This window comes from Microcystis sp. M165S2 (assembly GCF_020245885.1).
Taxonomy (GTDB): domain Bacteria; phylum Cyanobacteriota; class Cyanobacteriia; order Cyanobacteriales; family Microcystaceae; genus Microcystis.
Window position 1 is genome coordinate 1 of sequence record NZ_JADBTZ010000378.1, and the last position, 15,885, is coordinate 15,885.

16 protein-coding genes and 2 pseudogenes are annotated in these 15,885 nt (G+C 44.5%); 3 read left to right on the plus strand and 15 right to left on the minus strand.

Annotated elements, in window-relative coordinates; translation table 11 throughout:
* Positions 1–462: 462 nt before the first annotated feature.
* Complete coding sequence (locus IM479_RS18760; RefSeq protein ID WP_002762666.1) at positions 463–897, plus strand: YidH family protein; 435 nt, start codon at positions 463–465, stop codon at positions 895–897.
* A 10-nt stretch (positions 898–907) separates the two neighbouring features.
* On the opposite strand, the gene IM479_RS18765 is transcribed toward IM479_RS18760, so the two are convergent.
* Positions 908–1,705, minus strand: a complete 798-nt coding sequence (locus IM479_RS18765; RefSeq protein ID WP_287684978.1) for a sulfite exporter TauE/SafE family protein — start codon at positions 1,703–1,705, stop codon at positions 908–910.
* Between the two features lie 274 nt (positions 1,706–1,979).
* On the opposite strand from IM479_RS18765, the gene IM479_RS18770 reads away from it, so the two are divergent.
* Positions 1,980–2,984, plus strand: a complete 1,005-nt coding sequence (locus tag IM479_RS18770; protein WP_287684980.1) for a sulfate/molybdate ABC transporter ATP-binding protein — start codon at positions 1,980–1,982, stop codon at positions 2,982–2,984.
* A 15-nt stretch (positions 2,985–2,999) separates the two neighbouring features.
* On the opposite strand, the gene IM479_RS18775 is transcribed toward IM479_RS18770, so the two are convergent.
* The 3 genes from IM479_RS18775 to IM479_RS18785 are packed head-to-tail and all read right to left on the minus strand — an operon-like array spanning position 3,000 to position 4,364.
* Entirely contained in the window at positions 3,000–3,443 is a 444-nt protein-coding gene (locus tag IM479_RS18775; protein WP_287684982.1) for a type II toxin-antitoxin system VapC family toxin, read from the minus strand.
* Between the two features lie 2 nt (positions 3,444–3,445).
* On the minus strand, positions 3,446–3,769 hold the full coding sequence (locus tag IM479_RS18780) for a hypothetical protein (RefSeq protein ID WP_287675463.1): 324 nt from the start codon (positions 3,767–3,769) through the stop codon (positions 3,446–3,448).
* Positions 3,770–3,824: 55 nt separating this feature from the next.
* Positions 3,825–4,364, minus strand: coding sequence for a pentapeptide repeat-containing protein (locus tag IM479_RS18785; protein ID WP_287684984.1), 540 nt, complete (start codon positions 4,362–4,364; stop codon positions 3,825–3,827).
* Positions 4,365–4,993: 629 nt separating this feature from the next.
* On the opposite strand from IM479_RS18785, the gene IM479_RS18790 reads away from it, so the two are divergent.
* The gene (locus tag IM479_RS18790; protein ID WP_287078816.1) at positions 4,994–5,233 is read left to right on the plus strand and encodes a hypothetical protein; all 240 of its coding nucleotides are present in this window, start codon (positions 4,994–4,996) and stop codon (positions 5,231–5,233) included.
* Between the two features lie 77 nt (positions 5,234–5,310).
* Here IM479_RS18790 and IM479_RS18795 read toward each other — a convergent pair whose 3' ends face one another.
* From IM479_RS18795 to IM479_RS18845, 11 genes and pseudogenes are all read right to left on the minus strand, one after another.
* On the minus strand, positions 5,311–5,709 hold the full coding sequence (locus tag IM479_RS18795; protein WP_287675461.1) for a YidH family protein: 399 nt from the start codon (positions 5,707–5,709) through the stop codon (positions 5,311–5,313).
* A 92-nt stretch (positions 5,710–5,801) separates the two neighbouring features.
* Positions 5,802–5,972 (minus strand): annotated as a pseudogene (locus tag IM479_RS18800) (prohibitin family protein); the annotation flags it as partial.
* Between the two features lie 140 nt (positions 5,973–6,112).
* A pseudogene (locus tag IM479_RS18805) lies at positions 6,113–6,697 on the minus strand (prohibitin family protein); the annotation flags it as partial.
* Positions 6,646–8,022 (minus strand): vWA domain-containing protein, encoded by a 1,377-nt coding sequence (locus IM479_RS18810; RefSeq protein WP_287684986.1) that lies wholly within the window; start codon positions 8,020–8,022, stop codon positions 6,646–6,648. The pseudogene IM479_RS18805 and the gene IM479_RS18810, both read right to left, overlap by 52 nt.
* Positions 7,955–8,998 carry an MFS transporter gene (locus IM479_RS18815; protein WP_287684988.1) on the minus strand — a complete coding sequence of 348 codons (1,044 nt, stop codon included), beginning with the start codon at positions 8,996–8,998 and terminating at the stop codon, positions 7,955–7,957. The genes IM479_RS18810 and IM479_RS18815 overlap by 68 nt, the downstream gene beginning before the upstream one ends.
* Positions 8,999–9,139: 141 nt before the next feature.
* The gene (locus IM479_RS18820; RefSeq protein ID WP_287684990.1) at positions 9,140–10,720 is read right to left on the minus strand and encodes a hypothetical protein; all 1,581 of its coding nucleotides are present in this window, start codon (positions 10,718–10,720) and stop codon (positions 9,140–9,142) included.
* Positions 10,721–10,727: 7 nt separating this feature from the next.
* Positions 10,728–13,238 carry a peptidoglycan-binding domain-containing protein gene (locus IM479_RS18825; RefSeq protein WP_287684991.1) on the minus strand — a complete coding sequence of 837 codons (2,511 nt, stop codon included), beginning with the start codon at positions 13,236–13,238 and terminating at the stop codon, positions 10,728–10,730.
* A 7-nt stretch (positions 13,239–13,245) separates the two neighbouring features.
* Complete coding sequence (locus IM479_RS18830; protein WP_287684992.1) at positions 13,246–14,139, minus strand: TRAFAC clade GTPase domain-containing protein; 894 nt, start codon at positions 14,137–14,139, stop codon at positions 13,246–13,248.
* A 2-nt stretch (positions 14,140–14,141) separates the two neighbouring features.
* Complete coding sequence (locus tag IM479_RS18835) at positions 14,142–15,005, minus strand: hypothetical protein (RefSeq protein ID WP_287684993.1); 864 nt, start codon at positions 15,003–15,005, stop codon at positions 14,142–14,144.
* Positions 14,998–15,711, minus strand: coding sequence for a hypothetical protein (locus IM479_RS18840; RefSeq protein ID WP_287684994.1), 714 nt, complete (start codon positions 15,709–15,711; stop codon positions 14,998–15,000). Before IM479_RS18840 ends, IM479_RS18835 begins: the two co-directional genes overlap by 8 nt.
* 62 nt (positions 15,712–15,773) lie before the next feature.
* Positions 15,774–15,885 (minus strand): transposase (locus tag IM479_RS18845; RefSeq protein WP_071784045.1); only part of this gene is annotated, 112 nt, incomplete at its 5' end.

Here is a 15,885-nt window from a genome sequence, read left to right on the forward strand (position 1 = left end):
CAGGTGGTCAATTACCTAATTTTCAGGGAAAAAGTCCCTGAATTTTCCCCCCAATCACTCCAAGGGTCGGCACTTTTTGAGGGAAAAAAAGTCTAAAAACCTTGTTGGATAAGGTTTTTAGATTTATTCAGCAAACCCTATTTAGGGTTTGCGGCAAAAAGTTTGTTGGTGGGGGCAGGGTGTAGGGTGTAGGGTGTAGGCTGTAGGCTGTAGGGTTTTACCCATTTTCAGGGAAAAAGTCCCGGAATTTTCCCCTCGATCACTCCAATGGCCGGTACTTTTGGATTTCAAAAAGGTCTAAAAGTCTTATCGAACAATGTTTTTAGATTTATTCAGCAAACCCTATTTAATTTTTGATTCAATACAAATACATCTAAAAAGAGATTTTAGATTTTTTCAATACCATCTATAACTCAAGTGCCATACAATAACATCATCTTCTTGACCGTAGCCATCTCGATCATGTTATTTTTTCTCAAATCGCCAGTGACGGAAAGCAAGACCAGCATTAAACCGAAAAAAGTCAATCCCAATCGAGTCCGCGATCATCTGGCCAATGAACGCACCTATCTGTCTTGGATGCGAACAGCGATCGCATTAATGGGTTTTGGTATGGTTATTCTGCGCTTACGGGCCTTTCATCCTCCTCTGGTTCCCCGGCCAGGTTATGGCTGGAAATTAGGCTTAATGTTTGCTTTAGTGGGTTTATTGACCGTATTTTTGACCACAGCCCATTATTTTACAGTCAGACGAGATATAGATGAAGATACCTACGAACCAGCCGATCGATGGGTGCTACTATTTAGTTTAGCGATCGTTATTCTCGGTGCGGGAATTATCTATTTTGTCGCCACCAGTCCCGATCTGTTGATGGGTAGTATGATGACTTTCGAGTGAACTCTGGGGATTAGGTGGGTTGGAGTAAGCGCCAACTGACCGTGACCAGAAGACTATAAAGCAGTATTTTTAGGGCATTTTTGGGCAAATATTCCGATAATCTTGCTCCCAATACCACCCCCGGTATCCCACCCAACCAGATGGGAAGTACCAGATTCCAATCTACCGTTCCTAATCCCAGATGACCGATGGAAGTACAAGTTAAGAGGATGGAAGCTTGCGATAGATCTGTACCGACTAATTTGCGAGAATCAAGCTGAAAAAAGGTCATCAAGACCAATGCAAATAAGGAACCACTGGAAATACTGGTTAAACCGACCAAATAGCCTAAAATTGCCCCTAATACCGTTGTTTTTATCTGACCCGATCGAGTGGTTAAATCTAATTTTGGCCAGGACCAAGGGGACAAATCGGGAAAAAATAAGGAGATTAGTAGTTCCAGGGCCGCTAGGACAGTCACGATCATCAAGACAAGACCGATGATATGAGGCAACCATTGATCGAGATTGAGGGAGCTATTCTGCTGAAAATAGCGAAAACCGACTAATCCTAACAGAGAACCGGGTACACTGCCAATTACTAGCCATTTTACCACTTCTAACTCGATCGTTTGCTGTTGCCAGTGACGAACAGTGCCGACCACTTTCATCAACCCGGCCGCTACCACATCGGAACCCACTGCGGTGGTAGCGGGAACCTGAAATACAAAGATCAATAGGGGTGTAATCAAGGATGAACCGCCAATTCCCGTTAATCCCACGACAATTCCGATAAAAAAGCTAAATATTGTCAATAAAGAATAGTCCATTTTTGCCTCAGTTGTCTCTTTTCTCCGGTGCATTTCTGGTCGTTAAGGGACAAAATTAGTTAATTAAGCCTTTAAAAGAGCAAAAAACAGTAATGGTAAGCTTTTATCGCTGTTTAATCTTTTTAGTCTCTGTTTACAACCAGTAATCTCCGAATCGAAACTTAATTTTCTTGCTATCTTGTAAAATATGAGTGTATTTTAATACGATTGCGATTGAATCATAGTTAAAATACTGTCAAACCCTATACATTTTTTTGCCAGAGGATTACCCACCGTGAGCATCATCATCGAGCAAGTATCGAAAAAATTCGGCACCTTTACCGCTTTAGACCACATCAACCTAGAGATTAAATCGAATCGTCTGGTGGCACTGCTGGGGCCGTCCGGTTCAGGAAAAACCACTCTCCTGAGAGCGATCGCAGGATTAGAACCCCCCGACACAGGCAAAATTATCATCAACGGCAAAGACACAACCAATTTAAATGTCAGAAAAAGGAATATTGGCTTTGTTTTTCAGCATTATGCGCTTTTTAAACACCTGACGGTGCGTCAGAATATCGCTTTCGGTTTAAAGATTCGCAAAGCTGCCCCGAACTATATTCAAGAACGAGTGGACAATCTCTTGAGTTTAATTCAATTGCAGGGATTAGGCGATCGCTATCCGGCCCAACTATCCGGGGGTCAACGTCAACGGGTTGCCCTGGCCCGGGCTTTAGCGGTGGAACCGGAAGTATTATTATTAGATGAGCCTTTTGGGGCCTTGGATGCCAAAGTTAGAAAAGAGCTAAGGGTTTGGTTGCGGCAGTTACACGAGGAGGTTCATGTCACCAGTGTTTTTGTCACCCACGACCAGGAGGAAGCCATGGAAGTGGCCGACGAGATCGTAATTTTCAATGCGGGTAAAATCGAACAGGTGGGGACTCCCGATCAGGTGTACGATCATCCTGCCTCTGCTTTTGTGATGAGTTTTATTGGCCGGGTGAATGTTTTGCCACCGACCTCGGCTGCACTGTTCGAGCAGCTCGGAGGGGGTACTAACGGAGTCAAGATTTTCATTCGTCCCCACGACCTAGAAATTCTCTCTTTTCCCAATGGGTCTAGCATTGAGGCAAAAGTCGAGCGCATTATCCATCTGGGTTGGGCCATCGATGTGGAATTAATTCTACCGGATCGCTCTCTCCTGATTGCCCATCTGAATCGAGAACAACTGGCTCAACTGCACCTCCAAGTCGGGGAGCAAGTTTATGTTCGTCCTCGGGATGCTCGCGTTTTTGCTTAAAAGTCACCCTTATTGTTAGCACCTGACGGTCGCAGGATGAACAGCGATTATTTCCGGGTAACGGCTAAAATCGTCAACATTAAAGGTCAGAATATGTGTAAGGTCATGAACGCACATGGCTGCTACTAGCTTCGCATCATGTACCTGCACACCCTTGACTGAATAGGTGAAGACCAAGCGTTCCCATTCGGGATAAATAGCGGGCAGATCGTCAATAATGGGAAAAAGTGACTTTAGGCGATCGATTTCCGCCTTGGCTGCGGCCACTGTGCGTCCTAAACCATTTCTATTAATTGGACGGGTGTAAACGTTCCAAAACTCGATTAAATTCTGTGGTGCGATATAGAGTTTTTCTCCTTGTCCCAATAATAGACTTGTCGCACCCACAGCATCGCCATACATGATGTGATCGGGTTCCGCACTTCGCAATAAGACATTAGTATCAACTAAAAAAGTCACAGTCACTCATCGTCATAGATACTATCGCGACTTACGGCATAGTCGGATAAAAGTGCGCTGCCTCGATCGTGACTACTTGCCCAATCCCGAAAAGCTTGCGCCCGTTCCGTCGGTGTTGCCGTCTCGTAAAAAGGTGTTTTTGGCTCTATCAGTTGTTTTAGCATTTTCTCCAAGAGAATTTCTACCTTTTCTGGTGATTGGTGGCTAATTCTTGCCAAAATCTCGGCAATTGCCTTTAAATCTTGCTGATGGGCTTTTTTAAAGTCTAGCAGCATTTCCGATCCCTCCCCATCTAGCGATCGCTGAGAAAAAGGAGTAATTTCCATAGATATCGCTCTCCTTGAAAACCGCTAAAACTTGATTCTGCCATAAAAACTTTTTTTAGAACAGATTGGGATCGACACCGATCGCCCCTTCACCGTCCGCATCTTGCAGGTTAGCACCTTCTAACCGAGCATTAGTGAGATTGGCTTTCTCTAAGTCAGCTTTTTGCAGATTGGCGTTGGTTAAGTTTGCTCCTTGCAGGTTGGCTTTTTCTAAATCTGCACCTAAGAGATTGGCCCCGCTTAAATCGGCTCCCGCTAGGAGAGTTTTGCCGAGGTCGGCTCCCTGGAGATTAGTCCCTTTGAGGTTAGCACCCTGTAGGTTGGTTCTTTCTAGATCCGTTTGGCTGAGGTTTGCTCCTTCTAGATTGGCCGAGGACAAGTTTAAATCTTTGAGGCTAATTCCGTTAAAGTCACAACCGACACAGGCGTTAGTTTCCTGTAGTTTTTGCAGATTATCGGCGGCAGCTGGCTCGACCAGAGTAATTTTTGCCGGTGCGCCGCCAGTGGGGGTAACGGCCCTAGCGATGGCAGGGTGGAAGCAAGAAAAAACTGTGATTAGTAATAGACAGAAGGCTGTCAGTAGCGTCGGTTTCATCGTTTTTGATCTCCTTGAGTGATCTTTTTGAGTCTCTGTTTTCACTCTAGGCAATGGCTTTAATAAAAACAAATATTCTTTGTTTTCAAATCCATAAATTCCCTTTATGCAAAGCTGGGAAACTCCCTCGCCGTTCCATCACTTTTATTTAGGGCTTGCTGAATAATGGTAAAACCCTTTTAAAATAAAGCTTTTGACCTGTTAAAGTCCGATGTTAGTGCTGCGAAAATAGGATTGGGACTTTCAAAAACCTTGCATTATCCTTCTTGTAGTACATCGCTTGGTACAAAAAACAAGGGCAACAAAGCCTGAAACTCCTGACTCCTGACTCCTGACTCCTGACTCCTACCCCCACCGAAAAACTTTTTCAGCAGACCCTATTTATTAAAACGACAATTAAGAATATTTGCTTTTATGCTTGTCCCGTACCTAAGTTGATGGTGGCGATCTCGTTAAGTTGGGGCTTTTCTAGGCGTGTTGTGGTGGAATAAGTCTAGCAGCAAGGGATTTTCTCAATTTTTTAGGAGCGTGTCAACCGTTATACTCCGGGACAATGGGCGACTGTGACATAATTTGTGACTAGGTACGGTAAGAGTCGCTAGTGAACCCCGTTAGCCTTGGAGACTTCCTTGCTAGACACCATTTCCACCCTATCCCCAAAACTAACAGCGATCGAATCCCCGGGAAATCCTCTCCCGAAAGTTGCTACTTGTTCCTCTACCTGTCGTTACTGTCGGTTTTATAAGTTTCAGGGGAGAGGAAATGGCTATTGTCAACGCTTGGGAGTCCCTGTTCACAGTCATTGGCGCGCCTGTCCTTTAATTTGTCCACCTTTTGCCCCTTCTTGGGAAAGGTCGGAAAATGGGTAATTCTAAGTAGTTATCTGGATTTTACCGCCTGTATCGAGCAATTTTCTCCCCATCCCGCTCCGTCCGAGGATGGGGTTTTAATCGAAACCGATGCTTTCCACTCCACCGCTATCGGGACTGGTGGCGACAAAATAGAGAATTCCCGACCCTAGACAAGCGATCGCTATACTAAAGCAAATAATCCAGACTTGAGCAGGTTCGTAGCTATTACTATCGATCGCCCGACGGATGAGAAAATAGTGGCGCGTGGCGATGACAACGGTTAATAATCCCACCATAGCGAAGACAAAACCCAACAACCAACCTAGTCCTAGAGATGACGAAGATGCCGTCCGTAAACGCAAAATGACCAGACCAAAACCCATCAAAGCGATCGAGGCGCGCATCCAAGACAGATAGGTGCGTTCGTTGGCTGAATGATCTCGCCAGTAATCAGGGTTAAATTTCTGCTTTGTCTTTCGGGATTTGAACAGCATAGAGGAGTTCCTCGCAGTGAACTTCAATAAAATCAAGTATTCTTTCTTCTGGTTTTAATAAATTGTTTTTATCATCTAGCCATTAAGGAATCTTAAGTCTTCTTCAAGCCACTTTTTCGCTTATCTTTAGCCAATTCAAGGGACTTGAGCAGATTATCATCCATAAATAGGGGGAGTTTACCGTCCCATCTTTCGATCGCTTTGTTCTGTAAAACTTCTGGACTTAAGGAATCTTGGAGAATGCGATGAGCTGCCGCCTCTCCGGCTCTTCTCGACTTTGTGTGATAATTTTTGCTTATAGAATCGTGAAATGTTTACTGGGAAAGACTTTTAGGACTATTTTGCTGAAGAAACTATCAGTATAGACCCCGTTTCCACACAGAAACCAGAAGAGCCCCTCTCCCTTAGCCAGATTGATTTTTACTTCCGATTCTTTCAAGGCTTTCAACACCATAAAACCTGCTTTTTTAGCTTCCTGTTCGGCAATTTGTTTGGCTTCCACCGCATCGGTAAAGCGATCGGAAAAGTTGACATGAACCAAAGAAATATCATCGACACCGATATGATAATTTTTCATTCTTTCGGTCAAACGAATATCCACTTCCCCTTTCACCTCCTCCCGTTTAGTAATTAATTCTTCGGCGGTATATTTAGCCATAACTGCCTTGAGAATTTCCTCAACTGCTGGATCGATCACTCGTTCAATGACAGCCGCTTCATCGCCAATTTGTTGAAAAATAGTATTAACTTCTGATGCTAAAATATGCCAATTAAGGGCCACATCTGTGAATACTTCCTGTAGGTCTTTGGAGGAAGCTTCGGCCGCTATCTGTTGTTTTTGAATTCTCACACTTAGTTTTTTCACCGTGTTAACAACGGGAATAATCCCATGGATTCCCTCATTAAGTATTCTTTCCTGTACTCGACCGAAGACCATTAAAACCCCTCTAAATTTTGGCGGCTTTCTTCTTTGAGTTGGTGGCTCCAGGCATTGAACCGGCGAACACCGAATACTGTTGCGACTAGCGTACCGAGAAAAATCGCCAAACGTTCCCAAATCGAGAGAGAGTGATAGAGATAATTCGGCATCTGGAATTCGATCGGTGCGGAGATGCTCCAGGACATACCTCGTCCTGGAGCATTGACGATAACTTTGGCTTGATGGATGGTGAGCCGATCGGCGGTTGGTTGTGGATAGCTGATCTCGTATTCTCGGAGCGCGGTCAGGAACTCTCGTAATCCTTGGCTCACTTCTTCAGCTGAACGCGGGAATCGGGCAATTCCGCCGGTCTCTTTAGCGATCGCTGTCAATCGAGATCGATCAACGATAAACTCGCGGATATCTTCTCCCGAAGGAAGCTGACAGTAGGTAAGGAGAGTATCCACCGTGAGAGGGCGGCTGTGTAACTCCTGGGCGCATTGGGCGCGGGCGCGGAGTCGGGTTAGGGATTCGCCGTATCCCATCGTGTGGACGGTGACGTGAGGGGAAAGAGCCAGCAGAGCCCGCGTGGACTGAAAGCGTTGTTCTTCCTTGTTTCGATCGGGATCGGCATCGAATCCATCGGTAAATAGGATCACGCTGAGACGGGGAGGCAGACCCCAAGAATTTTGCTGAAAACGTTCAGAAGTGGTCAGAAATTTGACCGCTTCATCGAGGGGTTGATAGAGATTGGTGGAGGCACAGACATCAACATGGGCTAACTCGGAAAGTCGAGTTTTGGTTGTTTTGTAGGGATAGGCTTCTAGATACTTTTGAATCACTGCCTGATTGACTGGATAGCTATGGGCGCAACCTTCCCCGAAGGGAACTAGGGCAATTTCTACGGGAAGCTTTTCAGTTTCGATCGTGGTAATAAATTTTTGGATTCCCTTGATCGCTCCCTGGAGTTTGACTTGTTGGGATTCATCCCGATTATCCATACTGCCGCTCATATCTAGCAAAATCACTAAATAGGCGGGATCGGGTTTGACTTTATCGGGTGGGGTTATAGTAATTTTCGGGGGAGTCAATCGATATTTAAATTCGGTTTGATTGGCCGCCCTGGTGAGGACGGTAAAGTTATTCGCTTGTAATCCGGGTACGAGCAGGTCACGATGGTCGCGAACTTGTACTTTTAAAGTCACTCGATCGTGGTCGGTAATGGCGCGGAGAATTTTGACGGAGTTCGCCCGGACGGAAGCAGAATCGAAGAAAGTGAATGCGAGAATCGAGAGGGGAAAAAGCAGAAGGTTTTTACCAGATTTTTTAGTTGTCTGGATCGAGAAAGCGATCGCAAAAAATAAATCGGTAATAGCAGGTATTTGTTTTTTCATGGTAGAAAGTCAACATTTGATTGTGATATAAGGTTTCCGATGTATTTTCTGATAACATTCTTCTTTGTATCTGTACTTTATTCTCGACGGGGGTGCTAAGTCTCCATTGTTTTCTCTCTAAACTGAGCTTGGCGGCTATTGCGGGTACATCGGGTAAAAATATATCGGAATCTTCCGCAGAACCGATCTGTAAAGATTGGGAAGTATCGCGAGGAAGTTGGATAGATAATCCTTCTTCAATTTGGGTTTGATCGAAATTCACAATTCTTAAAGAGCGATCGTTAATTTTGGGATAGTTCCCCGATTGGTTATCTTTTCGGGTGCGTCCGAATCCTCTACCGGCTCTCAGTGCGACTTGATAGGTGGGGGTTGTGGAAATGGCGAGCGCCATCCCTAAACCAGCGCCGAAAAAGGTGAATCCTAACAGATCTTCATAACCGCTAAGGGGGATTATTGTTCGGAGAAATTCGATCGCTAGGGCGGCAATTAAACCGGCAAGTAATCCGAAAAGGGCAGATTTTATCGGTCGCTCAAAGGTGTTACTTTTCGCGCCCTCGGTACTCAGCGATCGCCAAGATAATCCCTCGGCTACACCGGCCCCTAAACCGATTAGACTCCAGCCCACTATGCGAACACTTGCTGGGGGGAATTTTCCCTGGTAAATAATCACAGTTAACACTGCGGCGATCGCTCCAGCGATTAAACCAGTTTTTAGAGCGATTTTGAGATAACTATTGCGGATTCTTCGATTCGCTTTGTAGTGAATCGGATTACTCAGATAAATGGTCGTTAGGACAAGGGTAACACTTAAACAGATAGTGACGATCGGGAAGAGAATAAACTCGACGTAAAAAGGGAAAGTGCTTCCAGTAATTGTCTTCGATGCGAATTTAAAGAGGTCTAAGATCACTAAGCTCAGGTTCCAGCCGATCAGCGCTGAAATAATGCCCCCCAACAGATAAAAAACAAGTCTCATTTTTTCAATACTCCCTTCCTGATCCAGTTAAACGTTTAGAGACAAAGTATTCCTAGTATTGACTAGAAAGGTTTCCGCCATAGTCTAATGCTGCTAGTGCGTTCGCAGTTGGGGAATTTTCGGTTTGATCGTTGGGTTGCCCTAGCCTCCCCTCAGATTTCTAAATAATAGCATAATATCCTGTGTCAGGTTCGCCCAAGCTAGGCCGATCAGTCCAGATGAGCGGTGGCTTTTTTGAAGATCGATGAGATGGATTTCGGCTTGGGTGTATATATCTGCGGGAACTTCTCCTTGGCTTACTTGATAAAACAGAGCCGCTAGGCTATAGGCGCGCACTTCGGCGAATAGTCGTGCGAGAAATTCGTATCGTTTTTTAGTAGCATCGGGTAATTTTTTTTGTTGATAGTCTTGTAAAATTTTGTTAAAAAAATGATTGTCTAGTTGACAATATTCTGGATAGTGGATGTGTATGAGTAGTGATTTAGTATAATATTTTGCGGAGTCATAAAAATAATCTGACCAGAAGCTTTTGGAGCGAATTAGTAACCATTGTTTTTCCTGGGGTAGATCGGGAATTTTTCTATTTTTGTATTGCTCCGTTATTAATAGATCATCGATGAGAGCGTATAGTCGCTGTTCGAGGTGGGGATTTTGGTCGAGCGCTTGTTGTTGCATCTCGATGCCCGCACACCCAAACTGTTTATTTCTTCTTCGTTGCCGTAGCCAGTCTAGCCAGTTAGCGATTTCTGGAAATGGTTTTAAAATAGCCAGTAATGCTCGATATCTAGCCGCTGTAATATTATGATTTTTAAGCGCAGTTTTATCAACAATAATTTCCCAGTTCCAATGGTCACTGTCAAGACTAGATAAATAACTGGAGAGGGCTTGTAAGTTTCGTTCTGTATCTTTATTTTTCGCTAGATTTAGTAAACATCGTTTGACTTGGATATCACTGGATATATATTCGGAAACCGTCGAGAAGGATTCGGGAACTTGATCGAACCTAATGACTAATTGTTCCTGATCGCTATCCTGGGTGTAAACCAGAGAGAATTGTTCGGGAATCTCTAACTGAGACACTCGAAAAGCCCAATTTAGGGGACTAGAATCGTTTGCTTGTAGAGACAGGGCTAGGGCATGAAATTCTCGACAATCCTCAAAAGTTATATTGTCTAAATATAATGGAGATCGAGAGTATTTTTTTTCTTGTTCTATTTTTTTGATAGAAATTTTCACCGAATCGGTTGAATATTTTTTTAAAAAATCATGGAGATTTAGCCAAGAACTAGAAGCTTTTGGGGGTGTTTTGGGAGATGAAGAGGAGGGTTGTAGTTGAAAGGTGGGAGAACCTTGAGTCATCCACCATTCTAGCAGCGTTCCGATTCCGTCTGTTTCGCCATCTTGCGAGGGTTTTTCTAACCAGAAATAGCGGTAGCCGATTAGAGGGCGATCGCTGTCATCTCTTAAGGCTGTCGCCACCGCTAATAGGGCATATTTGCCGATTTCTCTAGAGATTAGGGCGATAGTTTGGGGAGGATAACTATCATTAATTCGACAGGCATGATTATGGACGGCATTCGCAATTTCCGGGGGTACTTCCTGATTTTCTCCGCCGATTTCTCGATCGAATCCTGTACTCACATAGCACTCATGTCTTTTAGACCATTTTGGCTCTAGAAGTTTTCGAGAGAATTGATAAATTTCGCATCGATTCCACATCATTAAGCGTCTATTTATCTGGTTTGAATATTTGATCTAGGCAGGCAGAATAGGCGGTATTTGTCTGAGTTTTGCACTGCTGAAAGGCTTTGTATCGAGGGAGAGCGATCGAGTAATTTTCGCTCTCTTTTAGGATTCTTTCTAGGGTATTGATCGCTGTTTTTATCTGCCGATCTTGAATCATGGAAGCGAGAATCGACCAGGTTTTTTCGTCTAAATCCCCTCCTGCCGGCTGAATCTGGTATTGTGTTTGGAACTTAGCGATCGCTGCCGATGCTTCCCCATCCCAAATCTGAGTGCTATCACCCTTATACAATCCTAGCGAGTGGAGAAGACTTTTCCCTAGGGCGATTTCTGGGGCGCTGAGGTGAGGATTGGCTGTCACTTGGTTAGCGGTGTAGGTTTTACCCAGTTTTGCCGGAACTGCTGGTGTCAGTTGTTGAAGGAAGCGATATAAAGGAGCTTTGATAATACTTGATCTTTCTTCTAGCCATGCTTCGCGTTGAGTGCTGGTTTTCCACTGGGAAGCGTTGAAATCGGGCATCTTTTCCCGTAACTTCTTTAGGTTGTCTAGATTTTTCGCTTGCAGATCTTGTCGGCGATCGCCCGATTCTAGGAGATTAAAATATAAGTATAGTTCCCGAACGGGATCGGAGGGAATAATGGCCGATTGATTTGCGGAAATCTTCGGAGAAAATACCCGTCCGAGCGATTGAACTCCCCACAGGACTCCCACCCCCAACACCGTCCCGACTGCCACACTCAACCCTAGACATAACCAAGGATAGTTTTGCCAAAGAATTAGGGCGATTTTCTTGAGAGAATTGGGACTTTTCTCGGAGGATTGTGGAGGAATAGCGGGGGGTCTTTCTAGGGGAATAATTTCGGGGAGGTTCGTGCAGTTTTCCCAAATTTTATCGGGAACTTTACCCGTAGCGAGTTTATAGAAAAAAGCGGCGATCGGATAGGATTTATTCTTTTCTAGAATCCGTGCGATGCTCTCGTAGGACGAGGTATTTTCGGCGGTTTGTCCTTGCTCATGCTGTTTTAAGTCTTCGAGGATTTTCTCGATAAACTCATCCCTTTCTTGAGGGGGTAATTGTTCTTTTTTGAGATAGGCTCGATCGAGCTTTCTAAACAGATCGTTGGTGTAGATTTCTAGAGATTCTTTCCAGAGTGAGGAGTAGTCGATAAGTAGCCATTGAATTACCTTTTCTGATTTCTGGGAGAGGTTCGATCGCAGTAGGAGAAATAACCGAGCGATGAGTTGATGGAGTCTTGTTTTATTCTTGGCTAATATGGCCGAATTTCTAGAATACAATTGTATCAACTGCTGCTGTTGATCGAGTGCTTTTTTCGCTTCTTGAGTAACGGGTAATTCGGATGGCTGGAAATGAGTCAATAAGGCTGAGGGAAGAAAGCGAGAGAAATCCAGCAATTTTTGAGGTGCGGGAGATCCTGGTGCTTGTAGGCTATTGAGCCAATCCGAGACAGTAATCGTTAAGTCAGTATGCTGTAAATTGGGATTTAATAGTAAAATCAAGGATTTATAAATCCTTTCCTCTTGGGTGTGCTGTCGTTGCTCCAGCCAGGTGCTATCGATCAGAGTTGCCCAATCCCATCGAGTGCTATCGGTTTTTTCTAGTTCTGACACTAATATATTTAGGTTTTTATCAATTTCTTTGTCTTCTGAGAGTTCTTTTAATGCTCTTTTTAAACTTTGAATTGATTGAACCTGTACAGGGGAAGTATCTAGTATATCTTGCCCAGTTTTATGGGGAGTTAATGCGGTTGGGATTTTGTTGACATCGGAATTGATCTGACAGTATTCTTGAGTAGTGCAAGCGATTAGGGTAAATTGATTAGGATTTTCTAAAACAGTGACCTTCCACGCCCAAGCGATCGGGCGATTATATTTTTGTTTGAGATATCGAGAAAAAAAATGCAAATGCCAATAACTAGGAATAAAGCTATTGCTAGGAGTAAAAATATGAGGAGTTTGTTGTACTTCTAAAGCAAGTTGCTCAAATTGACGAACTTTATCGAAATCATGAGGACTGTGAAGAATCGCTGAATAATATCCCTGTCCACGATTCTGTTTCTGAATATCTCTGATTTCTGAATAAGGCTTTAGCTCGAAACGGGGTCGCTTGTTCTTGTCCCACCATCTTAGGAGAGTTTCCACGGCATCTATCTCTCTATCTAGGGGCTTTTCTAGCCAGAAATAACGATAGCCTACCAGAGGTCGATCGCAATCATCTTTTAGGGGAGAGGCTACCGCTAAAATCGCGTATCTATGGATTTCTCGTGCTATGAGGGCGATCTGTCCTTCATCCGGGGGATAACTATCGTTAATCCGAAAACAGTGGCTATTGACCGCATTTTCAATGGGGGTAGGAGTCTTCTCATAGGTTCTTAAGCCGATTTCTTTGTCGAATCCAGTAGAAACCCATCGATCGCCCTGTCTTTTCGGTTCTAGTAATTTCCGAGAAAATTCCTTGATCGCAATGGAATTACTCATAGTTCTTTTAATCCTCTAGGTCTCTAAGTTGGGGATGATCGGTACCCGTATGTAACCAGTAAATTGGTGCCATTAATCCCAAGGGTCGCCACACTTTCGGGTTGTCGATCACTCCAGAAGTCACACCACCTTCACGACTGGTGACTTGAACATTGGCGAGAGGAGAGTCGGGAGATGCTCCCGGTTTCATGCCAAATGCCGAACAGAAAAAATACTGGACAGGACAGGGCCACTCTTTTCCCCAATTTTCTAGTAATTGATAGGTTTTATTAAATTTTAGCTTCATAAATCCGTGGATATCCTGCCGATAGATTCGCATTTTAGATTGTTCGGCTTTGGTAAAGGCTAAGGCGATCCGATACTGGGAAAGATTTTGATTTTTCTCTTTTAGTCGCCACTTTAATTGTTGTTTCAAGGTGGCCAATCCCTGGGCGTACTTTTCATCTTCTGTGAAGAAAGTACCATCGAGTAGGATGAGTAATCCTAGGGCAGACGCGCATTCTTCTAGATACTCTTCGATTTCGGAAGTTTTGCCTTCGGATAGTTTTTTAAATAATTCCCCGGCAAAGTCTTTACAAATTATATCGATCGCTTGTCCCCCTTGCCAGGTAGGCCTCATTTGAATCGAGAGGTTATACGTGGGAATTTCGCTCGGATTGCTCGCTAGATAGGTCGCCATTAACATGGCATTTTTTTCTAGGAGATCTTTCGCCATAGCGATCAGTTTAGCCGTATCGTCGTCGCGAGGGATCACCTTCTCGATCGGACTATCGGATTTCGCGTTCGGCCAGTAGGCTAACGCGGATAGATAGGTGGTTTTGCCCGATGCCCTCGGCCCGATGATCCGAAATTCGGTAGGCTGAGAATCGGCGTTTTTTGGGGGTTGTTGACGACTCCACATAATTATTCTTCGAGTCGAATGCCGGTCGCTAACCAGTATAGCGGAGGAATCAATCCGTAGGGATGCCAGCGATCGGGTTCTCGTAAATAGGCGTTTTTTTCTTCCGGGGAACCGTCGTCGGGTAAGTAGCAATTCGGTCGGGGATCGAAATCTCGATCGCGACGACTCCCCAACACCCCGAACGCGGAACAGGCAAAGAATTGTAACCGGTCTGGGGGTAAAGTTTTGGTGAGATGTTTATAGGTTTCGGGCAATCGTACCTCGAATAAATCCTCGTCGGGATCGAGACGACAGGGCCAGAGTTCTCCCCGTTCGCATTTAGCCATGACGACGGCGATCCGCAGTTTTTTAATTTCTGGGTTGCGAAATTCCCGCTCGCGAATTTCCTCGCACAGCTTGGTAAACGCGGGTAGATATAGAGATGTGTCGCGTTCTGGTTCCCAATCGGTCATCATCACCATCCAGCTTACGGTCGTAAATAGGTCGTCAACCCAAGGGGCAATTTCTCTCCATTGATGAGGGATGGGAATATGTTCAAAAAATTCCCCTGGGAAATCTTTCGCGAGGAGTTCTAGTTCGATGCCCGATCGCTTTTTCCCCGGTGGGATTTTGAGGAGAAAGTCATAGTCCTTGAGGTTATGGAGTTGACTGGCATCGAACGCGTCTCCCGCCATCTTTGCTTGCTGTTGAAGAAGATTCCGCGCGAGTCTCCGTAGAGTTGTGGCTTCATCATTGCGAGGAATCACTTCTAAATCGGGATATTTTTGTAGTAAACCTTGGGGACGGGCAGCTAAAGTGGCGAGATAGGTGGTTTTTCCCGAACTTCTCGCCCCGATCACGCGAATTTCTGTAGAGGCTTTAGGCATTGGCGAAATAAGCTCCTAAATAGACCCAGGGTAATTCTAAGAGAGTTGGATAGTGAATGGTGGTGACGAAAAATTTTGGATTGAGGTAGGGAGGGTGGGAGTTATGTTCGCGGATAATATCATCGGCTGGGGAAAAATAGGTCTCTCGGATATGATCGTCGTGTTTACCCCAGAGAAAGGAAGTTTTTGTGTCGTATTGCCAGGTGTTTTTTTCCTCCTCTAGGTTATGAAATAGATCGGCTTTATGGATGGAGATTAAAATATGTTGTACTCTAGGACAGTGCGATCGCAAGAGAGCGAGACGTTCCTTAAGTTGTTTTTTCCATGTCTCTGGGTCGAGAATTTCCTCGAATTCGGGAGTATCTTCTATTTCTTTAGTTCGACTTCGATATCGGTAGGGAGGTAGGAGAAGTAAAACCGCTTGACTTTGACCGAGAGTGTGTACTAGATCTTGATATGCTTCCGGGTTGCTTTCTTGCCACGCGGGTTTAGACCAGGCTTCCCCAGGGGTATCGATCCACCGAACTCGCACCTCTCGTTCTGGACCGGAGGGAAGATTGATTCTCAGCAGGAGAGATTCTTCTTCTTTTTGAGAAGTTCCTGCCAGTTTTTCAATACTATCATTGGACAGGGTAGCGATTTTACCTCCAGGGCCAGAAGGGATCACTTGAACATTTTCGGTTCCTTTGGCTAGGGTAATGACCATACTGGTCTTACCAACACTTTTATTACCAATAATGATGGCTCTTCGTTACTCTTTATGCTAAATCAACAGACAAGATGCCAAGATAACATACTTCTAACCCAAAAATTCCGAAAGTTTCTAAAGCCATAGCCTCTTCGTTTTATTAGTTTAAGTTTATTGTTGATTCCCTCGACC